Annotated in this window: 32 protein-coding genes; 6 read left to right on the forward strand and 26 right to left on the reverse strand. The window is 66.7% G+C overall.

All coding sequences use genetic code 11. From position 1 onward, the window contains the following. Positions 1-5: 5 nt before the first annotated feature. The 17 genes from BM198_RS24940 to BM198_RS25015 form a co-directional block, all read right to left on the reverse strand. Positions 6-203: a helix-turn-helix transcriptional regulator gene (locus BM198_RS24940; protein ID WP_074973270.1), complete on the reverse strand. Its 198-nt coding sequence runs from the start codon at positions 201-203 to the stop codon at positions 6-8. Continuing rightward, a complete protein-coding gene (locus tag BM198_RS24945) occupies positions 196-399 on the reverse strand; it encodes a DUF7696 family protein (protein WP_074973272.1) in 204 nt (67 codons plus the stop codon). Before BM198_RS24945 ends, BM198_RS24940 begins: the two co-directional genes overlap by 8 nt. Continuing rightward, complete coding sequence (locus tag BM198_RS24950; RefSeq protein WP_074973273.1) at positions 392-772, reverse strand: ASCH domain-containing protein; 381 nt, start codon at positions 770-772, stop codon at positions 392-394. The genes BM198_RS24945 and BM198_RS24950 overlap by 8 nt, the downstream gene beginning before the upstream one ends. Beyond that, positions 769-2,688, reverse strand: coding sequence for a DNA cytosine methyltransferase (locus BM198_RS24955; protein WP_074973275.1), 1,920 nt, complete (start codon positions 2,686-2,688; stop codon positions 769-771). The genes BM198_RS24950 and BM198_RS24955 overlap by 4 nt, the downstream gene beginning before the upstream one ends. Then, the gene (locus BM198_RS24960; RefSeq protein ID WP_074973277.1) at positions 2,681-2,971 is read right to left on the reverse strand and encodes a hypothetical protein; all 291 of its coding nucleotides are present in this window, start codon (positions 2,969-2,971) and stop codon (positions 2,681-2,683) included. The genes BM198_RS24955 and BM198_RS24960 overlap by 8 nt, the downstream gene beginning before the upstream one ends. Continuing rightward, on the reverse strand, positions 2,961-3,443 hold the full coding sequence (locus tag BM198_RS24965; RefSeq protein WP_074973279.1) for a hypothetical protein: 483 nt from the start codon (positions 3,441-3,443) through the stop codon (positions 2,961-2,963). Before BM198_RS24965 ends, BM198_RS24960 begins: the two co-directional genes overlap by 11 nt. A gap of 68 nt (positions 3,444-3,511) precedes the next feature. Continuing rightward, positions 3,512-3,865, reverse strand: coding sequence for a hypothetical protein (locus tag BM198_RS24970; protein ID WP_074973281.1), 354 nt, complete (start codon positions 3,863-3,865; stop codon positions 3,512-3,514). Then, on the reverse strand, positions 3,862-4,452 hold the full coding sequence (locus BM198_RS24975; RefSeq protein WP_074973282.1) for a hypothetical protein: 591 nt from the start codon (positions 4,450-4,452) through the stop codon (positions 3,862-3,864). Before BM198_RS24975 ends, BM198_RS24970 begins: the two co-directional genes overlap by 4 nt. Before the next feature lie 10 nt (positions 4,453-4,462). Then, on the reverse strand, positions 4,463-4,735 hold the full coding sequence (locus BM198_RS24980; RefSeq protein WP_074973284.1) for a hypothetical protein: 273 nt from the start codon (positions 4,733-4,735) through the stop codon (positions 4,463-4,465). 58 nt (positions 4,736-4,793) lie between these two features. After that, positions 4,794-4,925 (reverse strand): hypothetical protein, encoded by a 132-nt coding sequence (locus BM198_RS30700; protein WP_279626059.1) that lies wholly within the window; start codon positions 4,923-4,925, stop codon positions 4,794-4,796. A 49-nt stretch (positions 4,926-4,974) separates the two neighbouring features. Then, on the reverse strand, positions 4,975-7,689 hold the full coding sequence (locus BM198_RS24985; RefSeq protein ID WP_074973423.1) for a toprim domain-containing protein: 2,715 nt from the start codon (positions 7,687-7,689) through the stop codon (positions 4,975-4,977). Between the two features lie 5 nt (positions 7,690-7,694). Continuing rightward, on the reverse strand, positions 7,695-7,946 hold the full coding sequence (locus BM198_RS24990) for a hypothetical protein (RefSeq protein WP_074973286.1): 252 nt from the start codon (positions 7,944-7,946) through the stop codon (positions 7,695-7,697). Between the two features lie 11 nt (positions 7,947-7,957). After that, positions 7,958-8,101: a hypothetical protein gene (locus BM198_RS30730; protein WP_341865225.1), complete on the reverse strand. Its 144-nt coding sequence runs from the start codon at positions 8,099-8,101 to the stop codon at positions 7,958-7,960. A 143-nt stretch (positions 8,102-8,244) separates the two neighbouring features. Then, positions 8,245-8,598, reverse strand: a complete 354-nt coding sequence (locus tag BM198_RS25000; protein ID WP_074973290.1) for a hypothetical protein — start codon at positions 8,596-8,598, stop codon at positions 8,245-8,247. Further along, positions 8,595-8,873, reverse strand: a complete 279-nt coding sequence (locus BM198_RS25005) for an Ogr/Delta-like zinc finger protein (protein WP_074973292.1) — start codon at positions 8,871-8,873, stop codon at positions 8,595-8,597. The genes BM198_RS25000 and BM198_RS25005 overlap by 4 nt, the downstream gene beginning before the upstream one ends. Continuing rightward, positions 8,870-9,370 (reverse strand): YmfL family putative regulatory protein, encoded by a 501-nt coding sequence (locus BM198_RS25010; protein ID WP_074973294.1) that lies wholly within the window; start codon positions 9,368-9,370, stop codon positions 8,870-8,872. The genes BM198_RS25005 and BM198_RS25010 overlap by 4 nt, the downstream gene beginning before the upstream one ends. Then, on the reverse strand, positions 9,370-9,570 hold the full coding sequence (locus tag BM198_RS25015; RefSeq protein ID WP_074973296.1) for a DNA-binding protein: 201 nt from the start codon (positions 9,568-9,570) through the stop codon (positions 9,370-9,372). Before BM198_RS25015 ends, BM198_RS25010 begins: the two co-directional genes overlap by 1 nt. A gap of 84 nt (positions 9,571-9,654) precedes the next feature. Between BM198_RS25015 and BM198_RS25020 the strand changes: the two genes are divergently transcribed. The 6 genes from BM198_RS25020 (at position 9,655) to umuC (ending at position 13,190) form a co-directional block, all read left to right on the forward strand. Further along, the gene (locus BM198_RS25020) at positions 9,655-9,999 is read left to right on the forward strand and encodes a helix-turn-helix domain-containing protein (RefSeq protein ID WP_074973426.1); all 345 of its coding nucleotides are present in this window, start codon (positions 9,655-9,657) and stop codon (positions 9,997-9,999) included. A gap of 17 nt (positions 10,000-10,016) precedes the next feature. After that, positions 10,017-10,658, forward strand: coding sequence for a hypothetical protein (locus BM198_RS25025; protein ID WP_139233706.1), 642 nt, complete (start codon positions 10,017-10,019; stop codon positions 10,656-10,658). Between the two features lie 106 nt (positions 10,659-10,764). Continuing rightward, entirely contained in the window at positions 10,765-10,962 is a 198-nt protein-coding gene (locus BM198_RS25030) for a hypothetical protein (protein ID WP_074973300.1), read from the forward strand. Further along, on the forward strand, positions 10,959-11,174 hold the full coding sequence (locus BM198_RS25035) for a helix-turn-helix domain-containing protein (protein ID WP_074973302.1): 216 nt from the start codon (positions 10,959-10,961) through the stop codon (positions 11,172-11,174). Before BM198_RS25030 ends, BM198_RS25035 begins: the two co-directional genes overlap by 4 nt. Positions 11,175-11,494: 320 nt before the next feature. Then, on the forward strand, positions 11,495-11,926 hold the full coding sequence (locus BM198_RS25045; RefSeq protein WP_074973306.1) for a LexA family protein: 432 nt from the start codon (positions 11,495-11,497) through the stop codon (positions 11,924-11,926). 1 nt (position 11,927) lies between these two features. Then, a complete protein-coding gene (gene umuC / locus BM198_RS25050; protein WP_074973308.1) occupies positions 11,928-13,190 on the forward strand; it encodes a translesion error-prone DNA polymerase V subunit UmuC in 1,263 nt (420 codons plus the stop codon). On the opposite strand, the gene BM198_RS29880 is transcribed toward umuC, so the two are convergent. From BM198_RS29880 to BM198_RS30255, 9 genes are all read right to left on the reverse strand, one after another. Continuing rightward, entirely contained in the window at positions 13,138-13,848 is a 711-nt protein-coding gene (locus BM198_RS29880) for a hypothetical protein (protein WP_139233707.1), read from the reverse strand. The genes umuC and BM198_RS29880 overlap by 53 nt on opposite strands. Positions 13,849-13,884: 36 nt before the next feature. Further along, a complete protein-coding gene (locus BM198_RS25055) occupies positions 13,885-15,156 on the reverse strand; it encodes a phage late control D family protein (protein WP_083422478.1) in 1,272 nt (423 codons plus the stop codon). Between the two features lie 8 nt (positions 15,157-15,164). Further along, the gene (locus tag BM198_RS25060) at positions 15,165-15,608 is read right to left on the reverse strand and encodes a phage tail protein (protein WP_074973312.1); all 444 of its coding nucleotides are present in this window, start codon (positions 15,606-15,608) and stop codon (positions 15,165-15,167) included. Positions 15,609-15,615: 7 nt separating this feature from the next. Further along, entirely contained in the window at positions 15,616-18,195 is a 2,580-nt protein-coding gene (locus BM198_RS25065; RefSeq protein ID WP_074973314.1) for a phage tail tape measure protein, read from the reverse strand. Further along, positions 18,188-18,304, reverse strand: a complete 117-nt coding sequence (locus BM198_RS25070; RefSeq protein WP_074973316.1) for a GpE family phage tail protein — start codon at positions 18,302-18,304, stop codon at positions 18,188-18,190. The genes BM198_RS25065 and BM198_RS25070 overlap by 8 nt, the downstream gene beginning before the upstream one ends. An 8-nt stretch (positions 18,305-18,312) precedes the next feature. Beyond that, the gene (locus BM198_RS25075; RefSeq protein WP_074973318.1) at positions 18,313-18,615 is read right to left on the reverse strand and encodes a phage tail assembly protein; all 303 of its coding nucleotides are present in this window, start codon (positions 18,613-18,615) and stop codon (positions 18,313-18,315) included. 45 nt (positions 18,616-18,660) lie between these two features. Then, complete coding sequence (locus BM198_RS25080; protein WP_074973321.1) at positions 18,661-19,176, reverse strand: phage major tail tube protein; 516 nt, start codon at positions 19,174-19,176, stop codon at positions 18,661-18,663. 44 nt (positions 19,177-19,220) lie between these two features. Further along, complete coding sequence (locus tag BM198_RS25085) at positions 19,221-20,408, reverse strand: phage tail sheath protein (protein ID WP_074973323.1); 1,188 nt, start codon at positions 20,406-20,408, stop codon at positions 19,221-19,223. Positions 20,409-20,552: 144 nt separating this feature from the next. Next, the gene (locus BM198_RS30255; RefSeq protein ID WP_083422477.1) at positions 20,553-21,140 is read right to left on the reverse strand and encodes a hypothetical protein; all 588 of its coding nucleotides are present in this window, start codon (positions 21,138-21,140) and stop codon (positions 20,553-20,555) included. Positions 21,141-21,142 lie beyond the last annotated feature (2 nt).

The raw sequence follows: 21,142 nt of genomic DNA on the forward strand, positions 1-21,142 counted from the left end.
GCCGCCTAAGCGACCCTTTGGGGCTCCCACCTGGTTGGATCTGCCAACCACCTGTTGACCTCGGACTGCCTCCAGCCCACACGCCCCGGGGTGATCTGCACGGGACTCGGGAACCTCCCAGCCTTCACCTCTCGGCGCAGGGTGCTACGCGCGAGACTGGTGGCTTCGATTACTTCGGCCTCCCGCAAGAAGCGATCAAGCATCCTCCACCTCCAGCCATTCCAGGCGCCGCTTCCATTGTCTGCGCATCTCCTCGATCAGCGTCTCGATCGCAGCATCTCCACGTTTCTTGAGGACCTCCCGCAGATCTACCAGGCGCTCCGGCGTGGTGTACCCACGCCGGAGCCAATACCTGGCTTCGCACTCCAGCATCCGCTGGCTCTGATCCTGCTCAGGCATTGACTACCCCCTTAAGCTCCACCTCGAAGAAGCCGAGCCGCCCTTTGCATGGCTGGAACGGTAGCGGCTTTGCCTCGGCCAGCTCGAAACCGAATTTGCCGAAGAACCAGGGCGACAGGTAGTCGTCACCACAGCTCGTGATAGTGGCTTGGCCTACGATCCCACCGCGCTCCAGCTCGTTGAAATGTGGGAGGGTGATGCCCTGGTCGAGCGCGAAGAAGTAGGCGTCGTTGTACTCGACGCCAGTCATGCCCTTCGCCGCGTGGATCAAGACCGGCCCGCGAAAGCGGGTCGGCCAGCTGCGATTCTCGATGTCCTTGTAGCCATTGACGATCAGCCAGGCCCAGGGCTGGCGGATACTCAGTGCTTTCATGCCCCACCCCCTTGCTCCAGCTGCGCCACGCTCAACCCCACCGCCACCGGCCGAACCCATATCGGCATGCTGCTGAGCATGAACGTCTCGCCCAGCTCGGCCAGCAGCAGGGTGGTACCCATCACGTGGGCGATCGCCTCGGCCGCTGCTGGCGGGACGGCGTTGCCAATCCGCTCACGCCAGTCGCTGTCGCTGAGCCCGTCTAGGACCAGCTGCTCCTCGGGGTCCACCAGGCTCTGCAGGGCGGCCAGCTCCAGGGTGGTGAAAGGCCTGTGCCAGGTCCCGTCGAGCGATTGGATGATGCAGGTGAGGCGCTCATCCGCCGCCGGCATGCGGGGATCCGCGACGCTCCAGCGGCCGTTGTCATAGCGGGCGCTGGCGGAGACGGCCCCAGCGGCCTGGTCGAAACCCACTACGCCGTAGTGGCCGCCCGTGAGGTAGGCATCCCCCTTGGTGCGATGGATGGCGCGCGGATCCGCGATCGACAGCGCGCCGCTGGCCACCTGCTGGGAACCGGTCACGGTACCCGTGGGGCTGTTCCAGGTGCCGACGTGCAGCTTGCGGCTCGATGCCCCAGGGTGCCAGTTGAGGTATCGGGGATCGGCCACCGCCTGTCCGCCGGAGCTGGGCCCGTGTCCGCTGGTGACCGTGCCGGCGGCCTGGTCCATGCGGATCACCCGGAACACGTTGTTATGACGCACACCGCCCGGCCGAGGATCCGCTACAGCGAAAGCACCCTGTCCGGTGGTGCTGGCCGCGATGACGGTGCCGGCGTGGTCCTCCCAGTCCGTTACCGGGTACTTGCCGAAGCTCTGGCCGCGTGGATCCGCGACCGAGTAGGCGCCCTGGCCCGGCGACTTGACCCCGATGATGGCCCCCGAGGTGTCCGTCCAGCGACGCACCCCGTACTGCTGGTATTGGAGTGCCCCCGCCGGAGCACGTGGATCTGCCACGGAAAACGCCCCATTGGTCGGACTGGAGCGTCCGGCGATGGTCCCCATGCTTTCGTGCCAGCCATGTACGCCCATGTAGCCGCTGCGGTACTCCGGCACGATCACCAGGTCGCGCAGGTAGCCGTCCTCGATCGCCAGCTCGTTGAGGCTGCGCCAGTCGCTGCCGGCGCGCACAAGGGCCAGCCGAACCCAGGTTTTCCACTGCAGGGCCGGAACCCGGTGCATCGGCCCGGCGGCCTCGATGTCCCCCGGCAGCGGCATGCGGCCGAGGATGTCGCCCACGGCGCGCAGACTCTTCTTCTCCGGCTCGTAGAGGAACGGCGGGACCTTCGCCACGTGGCGCGCCACCAGCAGAAAGCGCTTCCTGCTCTGCGCCAGGCCGCCCAGCTCGCCGCAGTCGTGGGTGGTCTCGGCCACGGCGTAGCCGAACCCGCCCAGCAGGCTGTTGATCTGGTCCAGCAGGTGCCGGCCACGGGTGGCCAGGCGCGGGACGTTCTCGAACACGATCAGCGGCACCGGATCATCCGCCCAGGCCTCGCCCATCAGCCAGATGCAACGAAGGGTCAGCTCGTTCAGGGACTGGTATTTCGGGGTCTGGCTCATCTTCTCCGAGAGCAGCCCGCTGGCACCTTTGCAGGGGCTGGAGATGAACACCGCGTCAGGGCGACGGCCGCGCGCGGCGCGGCGCACGTCTTCCGGCGTTGCCTCGCGCCACCCTTGCGGCGGCTCCTTCCCGTGGAAACGGATGTACTGGTCGCGGGTGAACAGGTCGAGCAGCGTCCCAGGCACGCCGGCCAGGCGCTCGAAGTCGGCAAGCCCGGCGGGATCCACATCGATCCCGCCCAGGCACTCCCACCTGGCCTCGACGCTGCCAACCCGGGGCCGGGCGCGGTTGAAGCCCTTGGCGCCACCGCCCAGGCCACAGCAGAAGTGGAAATGGTAGAGCGTTCGGCGGTTAGCCATGAGCCACCTCCACCATCGCGTACACGGTCACATCCTCCAGGCCGGCGCGGTCCACGCCGACCAGGCGCTTGATGCCGTCCAGGTTGGCGGGGTGGCAGTCGGTGATCAGCACCGCCGGGGCCTCCTCGTACTCCCCGCGCAGATCCTGGAGCTTGGCCAGCAGCCCACCGAAGGAGCTGTAGAAGCCGGCCTCCAGCTCTACCAGCGGGCGGCCCTGGGCGGCCAGGCCCTGGCGCAGCTTGCTCGCCGAACGGCGAGCGGTATCGATGATTTCAACGCGCATCGCGGCGACCTCCCAGTGTCTGCGCCGCGATGGCGGCATCGATTGCCTTGCGTTTCACCTCTTTCGCGGCTGCGTAACCATCCGCCCAGTCCCCTGCATGGGTAACGGCGGGGTACTGCTTGTCGGCCATAAATCCTTCTTCGACGTAGACCTCATGGCGTCGACCGGGGAGCAGCTCGATCACTACCTTGCGGTGCTTCTCCAGCATGAAGTTGAGGCGGGCCGTGTCATCCAGAACAGCAGGCTGAGCGCTGGCGAGTAAATCCTCGATCACCTTGAGCTGTTCCTGGGCCTCGTTGACGTAGGCCGGGTCGAAGCCGTAGCCGCGCTCCCCGCAACCCGCCAGCCAAATCACCTTTTGGCAAGCGTCCAGGGAGCGGTGGATCTGCTTGAGCTGCTCGACGGAAACAAGGCACTGCGCGGTGGCCGTGGTAGCCTTCTCAGTGCCAACTTCTTGGGTTTGTACTTGCATGGTGCTTCTCCTTGGGGTTGGTCAGGCGCCGGGGTGTTGCAGCACCTCGGCGCCTTCTTGTTTGTGGGTCAGGCCAGCCGCATGGGCTGGTCGTCCACCAGGACGAACAGGTGCACGTCCCGCAGGCCGTACAGGCCGCCCGGGCCGCCGTGCACCACGAAGTCGCCGTACGGAGCCGGCGCTATCCGCACGGGGAACAGGTCCTTGCTCTGGTGGGCGTACTGGCTGCTCTTGCGGATCCGCGCGTACAGCTGCTGGCCGGTGGTGTTCACCTCCTCACCGTGGGCGGCCTCGTAGCCCAGCCAGGCGTTGCGGGTTTCCAGGTTGGTGAAGTCGCCTTCGGCAGTGCGGGCCAGGTCGTAGCCGCGCGGCTGGGCCCAGGCGATGAAGCCGAGCACCAGGTCCATGGTCAGGAGGTTCATGCCGGCGCCCCCACCTTGGCCTGCCGGGCGTTCTCGTACTCGCTCGGCAGGATCTCCACAGCCCCCTCGATCCACCCGGAAGTAGGCTCCCCATTGGCTACGCGAGCCTCGTGTGCTGCCTGGTTGATCGGGAACCCGAGGTGGAAGTAGGCCACGCCCTGGTGCTCGAACTTCACGCCGCCGCACAGCCAAAGGTTGCCGGTGTTCACGTTGAGCCGGCTCCAGTAGCCGTGGGTTTTCAGGCGTAGCGGACAGTTGTCCTTCCACAGCTGGACCAGGCGTTCATGCTCGGCACGGATGGCCGCGCGGTACTCCTTCGAGGAGCCCTTGGGCGCCACCGCCGACTCGCGCAGGGCTCTGAACCCGTACTTGTCGGGGCGACGCCAGTGCACATCCAACCCAGGCTCTTCGGCGAGCTTCACGCCGCCCGCGTAGAGCGAGTCGCCGTCGCCCATGGGCGCAACCTGCCCGCCGAACAGCTTGCCCAGGGCTTCCGCCTGCTCGTACCAACGGGCCTTGGCCTGGTGGAATTCCTGGACGATGGCCACCACCCCGGGGGCCTCGGACTTGTAGAAGTAGTTCTGCACGGCAGCCCCCTCAGCTCGCCACAACGGCGTGGATGGTCAGGTTGGACGGCAGGCGTTCCTGCAGGGCCTGCAGGCGCGCGATTTGTTCCTCGCTGCATTCGTCAATGCAGATGACGTTGGCGCCCCGCATGGCGAGTCGGCGGATCGAGCGCTCCAGGGCAGCCGTGGTGCAGTGGCGGCCCACCAGGATCTGGCGCTCGCTCTGCCCGTCGGCCTCGGCGACCTGCCGCAGGCGGACGGTCTTGCCGGTCATGGGCTCGCCGCGTTCGATGTTCAGTTGCATGGTGCTTCTCCTCGGTCATGGTCCCGGGCGTTGCAGCGCCCGGGTGTAGGGGGGTGGGTTACAGCGTGGCCACCAGGGCCAGCAGCGCGTCGGTGCCGACCAGGCCCAGGGCCACCAGCAGGGCCAGGGCGGTGCCGGTAACGGCCAGGGCCAGCGGCAGGCCAGGAGGGTTGAGGTTTTCGTTTTGCATGGTGCTTCTCCTTGGGGTGAGGGCCTGGGCGTTGCAGCGCCCGGGCGGGTCAAACGAGCTGGAACAGCCAGCAGCGCACCGTTTTCGGTTGCCCTGCGATGTCCGTCGCTCGGATTGAGTTGATGGGCTTGTTCTTCTCGATGAACTTCGGGCTCTTGCTGGTCGGCAGCACCCGCTTCAGCTCCGTCAGGTTCGGCACCTGCTGGCGCTTGTTGGCCGCCATCTCCACGAACTCGTTGAGGTTGATGGCCACGAAGGCCGCCTTGCGCGAGTGGTTGAGCGCCCCGCCCGGCTCGCGCAGCGGCATGCCGTTGAGGTACTCCACCAGGTCCCAGAATTCGCGGACCATCGGGTGGTCGGAGTCGATCGCCCGTTGCCGCTCCAGGGCCATCGCCGCGATCTCCTCGTGCACCAGGTCGCGCTGCTCGTCGCTCATCGGCACCACCCGCTGCAGGCAATCCACCAGGCTGCGCAGCTGCGCGTGGTTCTTCGCGATGCGCACCGTGCGGATCCCGGGCAGGGCCAGCAGCTGCTGCTCGTAGCCCGACGTGCGCTCATCGATGAGCGCCAGCAGGTCCGCCTCCGGCTGCAGCGCCTTGATCAGGAAGCCGCTCAGGCGCTCGATCGGCATGCGCTCCAGCTGCTCGGCAAAACGCTTGGTCTCCGGCGTGTGGTGCGCCCGGGTCAGGTTTACGTGGGAGAGGCGCTGCAGCATTGCCTCGGAGGCGTTGATCGCATTGTTCTGGCCGATCAGCAGCGCCGAACGGAAGGGGGGATCGTTGGTGTCGTTGCCGCCGTTCTTCACCCCCGTGCTGCGCAGGCCCCGGCCGTTGTACGCACTCTTGAACTCGTCCCAATCGAAGTGCCGCACCGGGCCGCCATCGGCCTGCTCGCGGTCCGACTCGATCAGCACCGTCGGCAGGTTGGCCACCTGCGAGAGGATCCGCGCCCGCGCCGCCTGGGTGGACTTCGAGGGGTCGAAGCCCTCGTACTCCGAGCGGCCCACCAGCTTCCACAGGAACTCGATCAGCGTCGTCTTGCCCGCGCCCGCCTCGCCGATCAGCTCCATGAACAGGAAGGACTTCTGCACCTGGCGGATCTGCTCCGCGTACAGCGCCCCCAGCCACCACGCCAGCACCACCGTCCCGCGCACCCCGAAGCACCGCCAGAACAGCTCGAACCAATCGGCCCGGTACTCCGTCAGGTCCGTATTCACGTGCAGCAGCGGGCTCTGGCTCTGGCTCTTGATGCTCAGCTTGCCCACATCGAAGAAGTCTTCCTCGTTGCGCTGATACACCCGGCCGCCGGCGATGGCCAGGTCGTTGAACACGTACACCTCGTGGTCCCGGCTGTAGCCGATCCAGTTGATGGTGTTCACCTGTTTCAGCGTGTCGAGCTGGCCCTCCAGCATCCGCTCCAGCTGCTGCGGCGTACCACTGAACAGCGCCCCGTTGCACACGTTAAGCAAGCGCTTCTTGAACTCCGGCGCCGCCGTGATCTGAGCCGCGGTGAAGGTGGCCTTCACCGTCGGCGCGTCCGGGCGCTCCACGCGGAAGTAGTACCAGGCCTCGTCCGTCAGCTCGTTGCGCATGAAGTACAGCGCCTGGAAGTAGCAATTGCCGATGCGCGAAACCGTCCCGCTCAGGCGCAGCGCCTTCTCCCGGCGCTGCTTGTCGTTGAGCAGTGCCGCATCGTGGCTGTCGCTGCTCTCCAGCTCCTGGATGGCCTTCTCGTAGCGCTCCTGGTCCAGGCGGAACCAGTACAGGCGCTGGTTGAAGCTGAAGTGGAACTCCTTGCGCTCCTCCCAGCAGTACATCAGCAGGCCCTTCTCCTCGGCCGACTCCGCCAGCAGCAGGGCGCCCTGGTGGCGTGCCTGCTCCAGGTCCCGCTGGATGCGGTGCGCGCGCTCGGCCGCGTCCTCGATGAAGCTCCACTGCTGATGCAGGTCGTTCCAATCCACCTTCTTCGCCGAGCGCTGCGCAATGACCGCCGCCTCGCAGGTGAAGCCCAGTGCCCGCGCCTCCTTGGCCCAGCGGCGCATGTTGGCTTTGGCCACCGGCTCGTTATCCAGCGCCCACACCAGGCGCGGCAGGCGCTTATCCGCCTCCTCGCAGGCCTTCTTCAACTGGCGGAGCGACTCGGCCGGGAAGGGCGCGCTGCTCATCATCGAAACCGCCGCCACCTCGTTGTGCAGCAGCGCGATGGCGTCGAAGATCCCCTCGACGATCCACAGCTCCTCCACCTCCACCGGGTTGACCGAGGGCGGGCACCACCACATGCCCCGGTAGCTCTCGCCCGGCTTGAAGCGCGCCTTCTGCTTGCCGAAGCGCTCCGGCCGGTCGATCAGCCGCTCCCAGTAGCCGCCCTTCTCCAGGGCAAAGCGCACCGTCGCACTGCCGATGCCCAGGTCCCGGCTCCAGTAGTTCTCCTGGGTGTACCAGCCCTGCAGCAGCTCCACCCGAAAGCCCCGGGCAAACTCCAGGTAGGCCCGCGCCGTCGCCGTCGGGTCCTCGGCCGTGGCCGGCGCCTGCGCGCTCCAGTCGTTGAACAGGTCGCCGTAGAGGTCCTTCACGTGGAAGCGCGCGTTGCACTTCTCCACCCGCCCGCAGATCAGCATCCAGGGCGAATCGAAGAAGGTGTACAGCGTCTTCTTGTGGCACGCCGGGCACTCGCCCTTGCGCATGTAGTTGGTGCGCGCCATGTGCTGCAGGCCGTAGTCGGTCTGGATACGGCGCAGCACCTCCAGGCGCAGCTTCTCTTGCATCTGGCTCATGCGTTCGCCCTCAGGCAGTAGCCGGCCAGCTCGTAGGAAACGCCGTGGTACTGGGCGGACGTGATTGCACCCGTCTCGAAGTACGCATCGAGCATGCCCTGCAGGCGCTCGGTGAGCTGCAGGCGCTGCTCCAGGTTCGTGCCGTTGGCGAGGTCCGCCAGCTTCATGGCGAACAGGAAGCGCGCGCCATCAGCCGCCAGCGCATGGCTCAGGGGCAGGTGTTCAGGGGTAGGGGAGGGGGTCTTCATCAGTCAGGGCCTTACAGGTGGGCGTCAAGGGCGGCCTTGAGCGCGCCGATGGTGCGTTTGTGGCCGGCCAGGGCCGGGTAGTCGTCGAGGATGTGGCGGGCCCGCAGACCCTCCGGCACCGCGCGGTAGCGGTCGTCGTACCAGTGCTCCACCATCCCCCGGCGCAGCTCGCAGCGCAGGCTTTCCAGCAGCGCCTGGGCATGTCCACGTGGATCGCAACGGCTTCGGGCATGGCGTGAACCTCGAATTTCGGATGCAACTTCCCCAAACCCACAGCGTGGGCTGGGCGTGTCAGTGATCAGGGAGTGGTGAAGCGCGCGAGGAAGGCGTCCGGCAGGATCCGCCGGTGCACGAAAATGGCCTGCCCGTTGCGGCAGTCCACCAGGCAGATCGCGTCCGGGCTGGGCGCGTCCGCCAGGTTCACCTGCAGCCAGTGCGACTCGCGCAAGCGGGTGAAGGCCAGCTCCACCAGCCGCTGCGCCATGAACACCGGCACCTCCAGGGCCTGGGTCAGGTGCAGGGTGGCGCGCTCCAGCAGCTGGGCGTCCTCCAGGTGCTCCTGCGCATGGCGCTGCAGGTAGGCAGTGGCCGCCCGCTGCATCTGGTCGCGGTATTCCTGGGTGTCCAGGGTGCGTTGCGGTGCAGTGCTCATGCCGTCACCTCCAGCAGGTCCATCTGGTTATCACCGGCCTGGCGCATGGCCTCCCGGCGCAGCGCCACCGGAGCCACCGGCAGGCGCACGGACGGGTTGGGCATGCCCGAGGGGCTCATCTCGTGGGTCATCTCGAATTCGGCCCGGGCCGACCAGCCGCAGGCCTCGTTGGTGCATTGCAGGTAGGCCACCCGCAGGAACACATGGGTCCCCTCACTGGTGCGGATGCGCATGCGGCCCGCGCAATGGGGGCAAACCAGCTTGTAGGTGCTCACGGGCGTGCCCTCCGGTGCAGGGTGATCACCGCACCCACCTCGGCATGCCGCGCCGCGATGTGGATGCGGTGCTTGGCGATGATCTCCGCCAGCTCGCCCTCGTCGATCTCGCCATTGGCCAGCGCCCGGGAAATGGCCTGGTCCACCCGGCCCTCGGCCACGTCGGTCATCAGCGCCCGCTGGTAGAGGTCCATGTTGTCCAGGTCGGTGGCCTCGGGCATCGGCACGAACACCCCGCCGTACAGCCGGCAGATGTAGTCCGCCAGGTAGTGGGTGCCGCTCAGGCGCTCCAGCTGGCGCACCTGGGCGTCGTTCAGCGGCCGGTGGCCGTTGTTCTCGTAGACCTGATTGTCGAAGCGCTTGAGGTCCAGGCCCAGGGCCTGGGCAGCACCCTCGCGGCCCTGGGGCAGGGCGCTGATCACCGCGCTCATCACCTGGCGGCGGGTCTCAAGAATCAGCGGCTCGCTGTTCTCGTTTTCGGTCTTCGGCGGGCGCATTACTGTTCAACCTCGCCGATCTTGATGCCAAGGAGAACGGCAGCCCGGTGGGCTTGCCCGCGACGGCCCTTCTTGCGGCCGTTGAGCAAGTCGCTGACCAGATTTCTGTTCAACTCATGTCGCCGGCAGAAGTCGGCAATGGAGATGCCTTTGCGGTCAAGCGCCGCGCGGGCTTGCTCGGGGGTCAAAGGGCCGTGCATAGTGTTTATCCGTGTTTAATCGTGTTTGACGACAAGGATTCTTGGCCAGAAAACTGGTCAAGTCAACTGGTATTGATCAGAAAAGTGCTCATTGCTGCTGGGACAGGCGAACGCCTGCGGGAAGAACGCGACCGCCTGGGACTGAACCAGACGGATTTCGGCACGGCTGCGGGGGTTAGCCGTGGCACCCAAAAGGCCTACGAACTGGAAACCAGCTCCCCCGATGTGCGCTACCTGATGTCGCTCCAGGGCTTGGGGGTGGACGTGCACTACGTCCTGACGGGAAGCCGCGTATCGACCGATGCCGGCACTCTGAGCGAGGACGAGGCGCAACTGGTCGAACAGTTCCGCCAGCTCCCCGAAGAAGACCGCAACTCTGTTCGCCGGATGGCCGCTGCCTTGTCGATCACGCACGCGATGATCAAGTAACCAGCGGAGAAACAAGGATGTCCAAGGGAATGCCCCTGGCGCTGCTCGCGGCAGCGCTTCTGTCATTGGCCGGCTGTGATGGCGGCACCCCACCCACCGAACAGGCCCAGGCCAGCGCCCCGGCGCCGACCCAGGCCGCCAGTGCCCTCAAGGCGTCCCAGTTCTCCGACGTGGCCGCCATGATCGAAGACATGGCCGACTACAGTGCCGAGGATGGCACCTTCGCGCTGCTGGCCGCTGAGCCGCTGCACATTCGTCTGGCGCCGAGGATCATCAAGGGCGAGCCGGCGGAGAACCTCCAGAGCGAGCAACGTCGTGCTGCGCTGTATGGCGTCTACCGCACCCTGATCCACACCCCGGCCCAGGCGGTTACCGTCACCGTGGTGCCCATGCTGGTGACCATCAATCCCTCGAAGTACGAGTTGCAGAAAAGCCCGCAGCTGGTGGTCAGCGCCACCCGCGAGCAGGCCCTCGCCGCCGTGCGCTCCCTGGTACCGGCCGAACAGCTCAGCGACCTGGTGGTGCCCGAGCAGGCCGGCGAGATCCAGCTGGACAACTGGCGCAAGGATTTCGAGAAGGTCTACTTCGGCGATGCCGGCCAGGCCGAGCTGCTCAAGGCGCTGAGCGCTGCAGGTGCCAAGGTGCAAAAGGCCGGCTGATCTCCCCATGGAGAGGCGACGAATGGTAGTTGTGGGGTCCATTGGACCCCATTACTCTAAGCCCATGCCAGCCACAACGGCGAGGCGACCACCAGGGAACGACATCATGAGCAATGACCGCAACGGCATCATCAACCAGATCATTGACTACACCGGAACCGACCGCGACCACGCAGAGCGCATCTACGAAGAATTGCGCGCTGATGACCGGATCTACTTTGACGACAGCGTCGGCCTTGACCGCCAAGGCTTGTTGATCCGCGAAGACGTAGACCTGATGGCTGTTGCGGCTGAAATCGAATGAAGCCCGACGCCTCCAACCACAACCCGGACCCGCGCTACCTGCGCGAGCTGATCGAGCGGGCCGGGGTCAGCCAGCGCCAGGCGGCCGAGTTGATCGGCATGTCCTGGGAGGGCTTCCGCCGGTACCTGCGGGACGTCGATGCTCCCGGGTACCGGGTGGCGGACTACCGGGTGCAGTTCGCCCTGGAGTGCCTGGCCGCGCCAGGTACCTGACAGCAGCGTTCACCAGAAGCCCGGCCAAGCGCCGGGCTTTTGCTGTCTGGCCATTGGTATGAGACCCAGTTGGCAACGCCTTCGGCTGGATATACTGTATGCGTATACAGTATTTGCGCAAGGAGTTGGCGTATGTTGTCGAGCGTGCAGACTCTCCCCGTAGAGCCCCAGACCATCCCCCTCACGGCGGAGGATGTGCTCGTGCTGCGGTGGTTCAAGCAGTTGGAGGGGGCCGATCGCGCCACCGCCATCCGTTTCATCTCTGCCCTGGCTCTGACACGACACGCCGAACGCCCTGCGGCCGTTCCGGAGTCGACGTAATGCCCCTCACCCTGCTTGGCCGATACAAGCCCGGCCTCGTGCGCTTGCCCCTGTTCTCCTGCCTGGTGTCCGCCGGCTTCCCCTCGCCGGCGGATGACCACATCGAGGCCGAGCTGGACGTGCTCGACCTGTTCGTGCGCCACCCGGCGGCGACGTTCTACCTGCGCGTAGGCGGGGACAGCATGACCGGCGCCGGCATCTACCGGGGCGATACCCTGGTGGTGGACCGCTCCCTCACCCCGCGCCCGGGCCAGGTGGTGGTGGCCATCGTGCGCGGGGACTTCACCTGCAAGCGCCTGGAGCTGGAGAACGGCCTGCCCGTGCTGCGCTCGGCCAACCCCGCCTACCCGGACATCCGCCTCGCCGCCGAGGACGAGCTGGAGGTGTTCGGCGTGGTCACCCACAACATTCACGCCCTCGCCGGCGCCTGACATGCCCCGCGTCTTCGCCCTGGTGGACTGCAACAACTTCTACGTCAGTTGCGAGCGGCTGTTCCGCCCCGATCTGCGCGGCCTGCCGGTGGTGGTGCTGTCCAACAACGACGGCTGCGTGATCAGCCGCAGCAACGAGGCCAAGGCGCTGGGCATCGCCATGGGCGAGCCTTACTTCAAGCTGCGCGAACGCATCGCCCTGCACGGCATCGAGGTGTTCAGCTCCAACTACGCCCTGTACGGCAACATCTCCGCGCGGGTGGTGCACGTGCTGCGCGGCCTGGCGCCGCGCGTAGAGGTGTACAGCATCGATGAGGCCTTCCTGGATCTCACCGGCCTCAACCAGCCCCTGGCCGCCTACGGCCGCCACGTCAAGGCCGAGGTGGCGCGCCTGGTGGGCATGCCCGTGGGCATCGGCATCTCCACCACCAAGACCCTCACCAAGCTGGCCAACTGGGCGGCGAAGAAGCGATCGCGCAGCGGCGTGGTGGTGGCCACCCGGCCGGAGCAGCGCGAGGCCCTGCTGCGCGATGCGCCGGTGAGCGAGGTGTGGGGCGTCGGCCGCAAGCTGCTCGGGCACTTCGAGGCCATGGGCATACGCACCGCCTGGGACCTGGCCCAGCAGGACGCCACTACCATGCGCAAGCTGTTCAGCGTGGTGGTGGAGAAGACCATCCGCGAGCTGCGCGGGGAGGCCTGCTACGCCCTGGACGACGGTCCCGAGCCGAAACAGATGATCGCCTGCAGCCGTTCGTTCTCCGAACGCCTCACCGCCCTGGAGCCGCTGCGCGAGGCGGTGGCCACCTACGCCAGCCGCGCCGGCGAGAAGCTGCGCAGCCAGGGCGACTACTGCCAGCGCCTGCAGGTGTACATCCGCACCGGGGTGTTCAACCCCACCGAACGCCAGTACGCGCGCACTGCCAGCGTGCCGCTGCCGTACCCCACCCACGACACCCGCGAGCTGGTGCGCGCCGCCCTGGCCGGGCTGGAGGCGATCTACCAGCCCGGCTACCGGTACCAGAAGGCGGGGGTGCTGCTGATGGACTTCGTGCGGCCCGGGCAGATCCAGGCCGACCTGTTCGCCCCCAGCCCACGGCCGCGCAGCGCAGAGCTGATGGCAACGCTGGACCGGATCAATCAGCGAATGGGGCGCGGCACCGTGCGCTTGGCAGCGGTGCCCTACGAGGCGGGGTGGGCGATGAAACAGGCGCTCAAGTCGCCGGGGTATGTGAGTCGGTGGGGGGAACTTCGCTTAGTTGACTAGAGGCTTTCTGCATAGTTGCGTGTATGTAGTCGGAGATTTGCCCTCCTAGATCAGCCAATCGCTCGCTTAGCACAACTGCCAAGTCAAAAAAATCACTCTGAATCTGACGGATAACTTCCAGTTCAACCGCATCAGTGGTTGCACTCTTGCGTAATGACCTAAATGTACGGAGATAAACAGAAGTTTGTCTCTTCAACTCCTCATGTAAATCATTAAAAAGCTCCAGAACTGGTGGCGGCAACCATATCGTCTGTGTGAGCAGTAAGGTACTGAAGTCGGCTATTTTTTGGCGAGCTCTCTCAATGTCTTCATCTGTTTTGCTTGTTTCGAAAAACTCCATAATGCTTACGCGGAGCGCAATGGCGCCCTCATAACAGGATGTTATTGCTACTATGGATTTTTCTTCGTAGTGATTTAATTTGATTTGGAAGGCTGTCGCTTGAATATTGAAGTCATGGTTAATACTGCCTATGCTGGAGGCAATCGATTTTTGTTGATCAAGAATTGTGCTGAATTGCTCCTTGAGAGATTTGAATTCTGCAGTTTTCGTGACTCTAGTGCCTAAATAGTTAGACACTAAAGTTAAGGCTCCGACAACTAGAATAAGCCAGATGCTAGAAAAGTCGCCGCTTATGAGTTGGGTGGCTATGTCCTTCATAGGGAGTTCCGCGCCTGATGTTGAGGCTTAATACTACTAGGAACTCTGAGGCGTTGCGTTCACCTGATGCAACTTGTTCCACTCCATCTCCACCGCCCGCTTCGCATTCGCCTTGCTCGCATACAGGTGCCGTAGGCGCTTCGGTTTGCTCTGGTCGCCAGCGGTAACGCTGGCTTCCTTCCCCGTCTTCTTGTCCCGGTAGTAGGCGATCACGCCGGTGTAGTCGCCGGGCACTTCCTCGTACAGCGCATCCACCAGGTCTTCGGGCAGTTTGCTCTCCAGCTCCAGGCTGGTGGTGTAGCCGCCGTCGGCGGTGAGGCTGTGCTGCACGTTGCCGCCGTGCCAGACGATGGCGTCGATCTCGTCCTTCACGCCCTGCAGGGTGTAGGTGAGTTCGGGGATGAGGTCCGGGCGGCCCTTGGCCAGGCTGTAGCTGAGGGTGGCGCTGCCGCGCTGCAGGCGGTTCCACTCGCTGCGGGCGGCGCGGAGGGCGCTGGCCTGGTCGCTGTAGGTGTGGCGCAGGTCCTTGAGGTTGTCGCCGCCGCCGGCGATGGCCTCCTCCTTCTTGGCGCTGTTGACGTTGTAGTAGTAGGCGCGCACGCCGTCGTAGGCCTCGCGGTCGGCCACCAGGTAGCGGTGCTGGTCGCCGTCGGCGCGGGTGAGGGTGATGTGGGGCAGCTCGGCGCCGCTGGCGGTCTTGCCGCCGTTGCCGCCGAGGAACAGCAGGCGGCCGGCCTTCACCGTGGCCACGGCGTCGTAGTCCTCGCCCAGGCGGGTGAGGATGTTGGCGTCGGACTCGTTGGCCTGGTCCAGCTGCAGCACCGGCTGGGCGTCCAGGGCCTCGGCCACCACGGGCACCAGGCCCTGGCGTTGGGCGATCTGGCGGATCACCTCGCCCAGGGTGGTGCCGCTGTAGCTCAGCTCGCGCTTGACCTTGAGTTGCTTGCGCAGATCCGCGCTGCGGCCTCGGATGTTGAGCACGTCGGGCATGCCGCTGTGCTCGGTCTCGTCCACGGTGAAGGTGCCTTTGTCCACCAGGCCGGTATCGGTCCAGCCCAGCCACAGGCGCAGCACGGCGCCCTTGGGCGGGATGGCCAGCAGGCCGTCGTGGTCGCTGAGGCTGATGTCCAGCTGGTCCGCCTCCAGGCCCCGGTTGTCGGTGAGGCTGAGGCTGATCAGGCGCGGGCTCACCTGCTGGGCGATGTCGAGGCCGTCCACGCTCAGGCGGAAGATCGGCGCGGGGTAGTCGTTGTCGCCCAGGGCGCTGCGGGCGGCATCGCGCAGGATGCCCAGGGCGGAATCCACCAGGCTCTCGATCACAGCAGGATTCTCCGCAGGATGTTCACGCCCATGGCGCTGGCGGCGCCGAGCAGGTCGGTGCGGCCGTCGTCCACCCGCGTCAGGCCCAGGCTGAACTCGATGCGGCGCGGGGTGCCGTCGGGGAAAAACAGCGTGCGCGTCTCGCTCACCCGCTCGATCACCCACAGCCCGAGGATCCGCCCGCTGCCCTCCACCATGGGGTAGGCCTTGCCGGTGTTGGCCATCTCCCGCAGGGCGTCGAGGCTGAGCAGGCTGCCGGCCAGCTCGGGCAGCAGGATCCCGGGCAGGGTGAGGGTGTCGTCGCCCCGGCCGGCGAACTGCCGGGCCGGGTTGGTGCCCACCCGGCTGCTGCTGGGGTGGCGCCATTCGGTCTGCCGCTGCAGCTCCTGGTAGGCGAGGGTGTGCAGGCTGAACACGAACATGCCGAGGGCCATCATCATGGTGCGTTTACTCCCGGTCGCTCAGGCGGGAGCGCACCCGGGCGGCCTTGCTGCGCTCGCGCTCGTCGAGCAGTTGGTTGATCTGCTGCCGCAGGCCGGCCACGTCGGTTCCGGGGGCAGCGTGGATGGTGATGTGGATGGTGTCGCCCTGGACGACGGTGCCGCCGCCCCCGGCAGCCTGGACCGGGGCACGGGTGTCCAGGCGGATGCCGCTGCCCATGCCCAGCATGCCGGCACCGGCCTCGGTGAGGCGCCGGGCGGTGCTGCTGATCTGCCCCAGCACGTCGCCCTCGCCACCGGCCAGGCCCTGCACCAGGCCGGCCATGGTGAAGCCGCCCAGGCTGGCGAAGACCCGTGAGGGGCTGTGAATGCCGAGCTTCTCCTTGAACCAGGTGATGGTGCTGTCGGCGGCGCCGGTGATGCTGTCCTTCACGGCGGCGAGGCCGTTGGTGATGCCGTTGACCATGCCCTGCATGAGCATGCTGCCGAATTCGGAGAACTTGCCCGGCATCTCCACGCCGAAGTAGTTCATCACGCCGGCGAAGGCCCGGTAGAACAGGCCCAGGGGGCTGAAATTGATGATGAGCTGGGTGATGCCGCCGATGCCGCCGTCGAAGCCGGCCTTGATCTCGGCCCACAGGCTCATCACGTACGCCTTGATCGGGTCCCAGTACTTGTAGATCAGCAGTGCCGCCACGGCGATGGCGGTGATGGCCAGGCCGATGGGGTTCATCATCAGCGCGCGGCCGATCCACAGGATGGCCTGGCCGACGATGGGCAGCACGGTGCGGCCGAGGTTGAGCAGTACGCTGGCCAGGCCGCCGCCCTTGATGCCTACCAGCATCATGGCGTAGCGGAACATGGCGAACGGCCCCAGCAGGGACGCCATGCCCAGGGTGAGGGTGCCGAACACCGTGGCCAGGCCCGCCAGGCCCGCCACCACCTTGAGGATGGTGTAGGCCAGCTCGGGGTTGGCCTTCACCCACGTGGTGACGCGCTCCAGGATGCGGTTGAAGCCCTCCACCAGCCGCACGATGGCCGGGCGCAGGGTCTCGCCCAGGGTGGCGGAGAGGTTGAAGGCGCGGTTCTTGGCCATCTCCAGGCGGGCCGAGAGGGATTCGGCGCGGATGTCCGCCTCGCGCTGCATGGAGCCCTTGGCGGCTTCGGAGTTGGCCAGGGCGAGCTGGCGGCGGTACTCCTCGATGTTGGCGCCGAGCTTGGCGGCGTCGTCGCCGTACTCCTTGCCGAACAGCTGGGTGCTGACGGTGAGCTGCTCGTTCTTGGGCAGCTTCTTGATGGCCTCCAGAACCTTCTGGATCGTGCCGGTGGAGTCCTTGGACATACCGAGCTGGATGTCCTTGGCGGACATCTTCAGCGCCTTGAGGCCCTGCTGGAAGCGCTTGGGCTGCGACTGGGCGATCGCCAGCTCGCGGATCATGGCGTTGGTGGCCGTGGCGGCCACCTCGGCCGAGGCGCCCAGGGTCAGGAAGGTGGAGCCGAGGGCGGCCGCGTCCTTGAAGCTCATGCCCACCGAGGCGGTGATGCCGGCTGTGCGCTGCATGACCTCGATGATGTCGGCACCCTTCGATTGGGCGTTGTCGTCCAGGTAGTTGATGGCGTCGCCCAGCTGGTCGACGTTCTTGATCGGCAGCTTGTAGAGGTTGGCGATACGCGCCAGGTTCTCGCCGATCTGGTCGGCCGGCAGCTCGAAGGCGGTGGCGGCGTTGGCGGCCACCTGGGTGAAGCCCAGCAGGTTGTCCTTGCCCTGGATGCCCATGCGAGCGGCGCCTTCCACCAGGGCGGCGATCTCGGTGGTGGCCATGGGGATGCGCTCGGCCAGGGCCTTGATGGAGTCGCCCATCTCGAAATACACCGAGGTGAGCTTGCCGCTATCGTCCCGCGCGCCTTCCACCTGCTTGGCCACGCCCAGCATGGCGTCCTCGAAGTCGATGTAGGCCTTGGCGGTGGCCACCACGGGCGCGCCCATGGCGGCGCCTGCAGCGGCGGAGCCGGCACCCACGCCGGCCATGCTGCCGGCCAGGGCCTGGGAGGCGTCGTACTGGCCACGTGCGGCGGCCAGGCGCTTCTGCTGGGTGGTGATGCGCTTGAGCCGTTCCTCCTGCTGGCCGATGGCGCGGGTGGTGGCCGCGACCTGCCCGCGCAGCTCGCGCTCGGCGCTGCCCAGCTTGCGGGTGTCGATGCCGGCGGCGGCCAGTTTGCTGCGCAGGCCCTGGAGCTGCACCTGGTTCTCGCCGTGCTGGCGTTTGAGGGCCGTGGCCTCGCGGATGGCACCGCGCAGGTCGCGGGTCATCTGCCGGGTGGGCACGGTGGTGTTGGCCATCTCCCGGCTCAGGGCCTGCACGCGGGCGCGGGCGGCGCCCAGGGCGCGCTCGGTGTCCTGGGCGGCGTTGAACTGGGCGCGCCAGGCAGAGACGTCGCGCTGCTGGGCGTTCAATTCCTTGAGACGGTCGCGGGCAGCCTTCAGCTCCCGGCCGGCGCCGATGGCGCCGCCCTGGATGCGCCGCAGGGGCGCCGCTGCCTTGTCCAGGGCCGACAGCGTGACCTTGAGTATCAGGTTGTCAGCCATCGGCCTGGCTCCTTACACGGGCGCGCTCGCGCCATTCCATCAATTCCCGCAGGTGCAGCCGGTCCATGTCGGCCGGCGCCCAGTGGAACACCACGGCGAGATCCGCCATGGCGTCCTCTACACGGCGAGGGATGCTTCCTTCTTCGCCGCATTCGAGAGCAAAAAACCGGCGACCTTGGTGCCCACGGCCAGCAGGTCGGCCGGGTCCATGGCGGCCACTTCGTGCTCGGTGAGGGTCGGGATGCTGATGCGCGGGATGACCTTGATCAGGCTGTTGACGTCCAGCTGCAGCAGCTCGCCCAGGTGCACGCCGCGCAGCTCGCCGGCGGAGGGCTTGCGCAGCTCCAGGCTGGTGATCTTCTGTTCGCCGCGCTTGATGGCGGTGTCGAGCGGTACCAGGTTGTCGTTGTCGATCTTCATGGTGGGGTCCTTCTGGGGTGGGGCGCCCTGGGCCGGGCGCCGGGGTTAGAGGCCGATGGCCTTGCGCTGGGCTTCGAGCATGTCCTTGCCGTCGATGATCTCGATGAAGTTGAGGAGATCGATCTCGACCAGGACCTCACCGTCGACGGTGAGCTTGTAGTAGCTGCAGGTGGTGGTGACCTTCTGCTCGGTGTCTTCGCCGGGGGTGGCGTCGCCCATCTCGACGGTTTCGTGCCGGCCACGCAGGACCACCTCCACGGTGTTGACGGTGCCGGTGTCGTCGGCCTGGTAGGCGCCGGCGAAGCGCAACGGGACGGCCGAGGCGGAGGTGGCGCCGAACTGGCGGATGGCGTGGGTGACCAGGCCGCCGGCGGTCCACTCGACGACGATGCCGTCGTCGCTGAGGCCGAGGTCGGCCTTGACGGTGCCGTGCATGCCGCCGCCGCGATAACCCTCCATCTTGCGGCTCAGGGGCGGCAGGGTGACGGTCTTGGCGAGGCCGCCGTAGGCGACGCCATCGTTGAACAGCATCATGTTCTTGAGCTTGCTGGGCATGGCCATGCTGGGGATCTCCTACGGCGCGGCGGGGCCGCGCGTGCAATGGGTCAGCCGCTGATCTGCGCGGCGAAGGTGGCGAGGTAGCGGTCGGTGATGCGCTGACGCAGGGTCAGGTCCTCCAGCGGCGGCACGGGGGTGTAGTCGTAGTCGAGGAAGCATTTGCCGGCCTTGAGGGTGGTCTCGTCGTTGGCGGCGGGGTCGTACCAGCAGGCACCGTCGATGATGTAGCCCTGGGCCTTCAGCTCGCGGAACTTGGCGTTGATGCCCTCGACGATGTCGCGGATGAGGCTGCTGTGCATGGGCTTGTCGATGGCCCAGAACTGGCCCTCGGCCATGGTGTCGGCCAGCACCTGGGCGGTGCGGGTGTAGTTCTCGAACGCGAACAGCGGATCCTCGCTGCAGGTGCGCGAGCCCCAGAAGCGGAAGCCGGCCTCCTGGATGAGGGTGGTGACTTCGTTGCTGTTGAGGTAGTTGGCGTCGGTGGCGGGGTTCTGCAGGTCCCACCAGACGTCGGCGCTGATGCCGGTGACGCCGTTGACGGCGACGTTGGAAAGGGTCTTGTGCCAGCCCACCTCCTGGTCGAGCTTGGCGCGCAGGCCCAGGGCGATGGCCACGGCGGGCGAGACGGCGGTGGCGTTGGCGGTGGTGTCCCAGCTCTGGAAGTCGGGCCAGATCACCATGCATTCACGGGCGCCGAAGTTGTTGCGGTAGGCGACGGCCTCTTCCTTGGTCTTGCAGCCGTGGGCGCTGACGTAGGCGAAGGCCCGCAGGTCCTTGGCGATGCTCACCAGGGCGGCGGCCACCTCCTGGCTGTCCAGCCCCGGCACCCCGAGGATGCGCGGCACCACGCCCAATCGTCCCTTGGCCGATAGCAAGGCCTTCATGCCGGTGTACTTGCCGTCGGGGGTGGTGGTGCCGATGAGGTTGGACTTGAGCGAGGCGGCCTTCTGCGCCTCGGTCTCGCCGGTGCCGTCCGCCACGCGCACCACGATGGTCAGCGGCTTGGTCTGGTTGGCGATGGCCTGCAGGCTGGCGGCCAGGGTGCCCTGGGTACCGGCCTTGCCGACGGCGGTCTGCACGTTGGTGATGAGCACCGGGGTGTTGAGGGGGAAGGTCGCGTCGTCGGCGTCGGCGCCGGTGCAGACCATGCCGATGACGGCGGTGGAAACGGTGCGGATGGGGCGCACGCCCTCGTTGATTTCGAGAACGCGGACGCCGTGGAGGTAGTCGGCCATGGTCTGTGCCTGTTCGGTTGAATGACAGTGCACAGGCTGCCGCGCGCGCGACGGCGCGGCGACAGGCGGGCTTTGTAGCGGGCCGGGCTACAAGGCGCGCATAAAAAAGCCCCGCCGAAGCGGGGCCAACCCACCCCTGGGAAATCAGCGGCCGGCGTTTCCGACGCCGTGGATGGCGGCCTCGATGGCGGCGATGGTCTCGGCGGCGATGTCCTCGGCCCGGGCGCTGTCGCCTTCGGCCATTGCCTGGCGGATCAGCTCCTTGGCCTGCAGGCGCGTCTCGCGGATCTGGTACAGCGCCTCGGCGTAGGCGGCGGCCTCGGCCAGGATGCTGTCGGCAGCCTGGCGCGGGGTGCGCCCGTTGATGGCCCAGGCGGCGACGCTGCGCGGTACCTCGCCCTGGTAGTCGGCGGCGGCGAAGGCCTGGGCCTCGGCGGCGGCGCGTTCGTACTCCACGGCGCGCAGCGGGTCGCCTGCCACGGTGCGGCGGGCCGCGTCGGCGGCCATGTCCACCCTGCTGCAGAGCGTTGCGGCGGTGGCTGGAACAACCGGCGGATCTTGCAGAAGCGGGCGCCCATCGGGGCCGGGTACCAGGATTTTCCGGGCCGATATGCCGGCCTGGAGGGCTGCGTACTCGTGGTCGGACACGGCCACGGCATCCTCGGGAAGGTGCCCCTCGTAGACATCCATGCGGTAGAGAAAACAGGTGGATGGGCTGAAGTAGGTGAGCATGC

Origin of the sequence: Metapseudomonas otitidis, from assembly GCF_900111835.1 — a bacterium.
Taxonomy (GTDB): domain Bacteria; phylum Pseudomonadota; class Gammaproteobacteria; order Pseudomonadales; family Pseudomonadaceae; genus Metapseudomonas; species Metapseudomonas otitidis.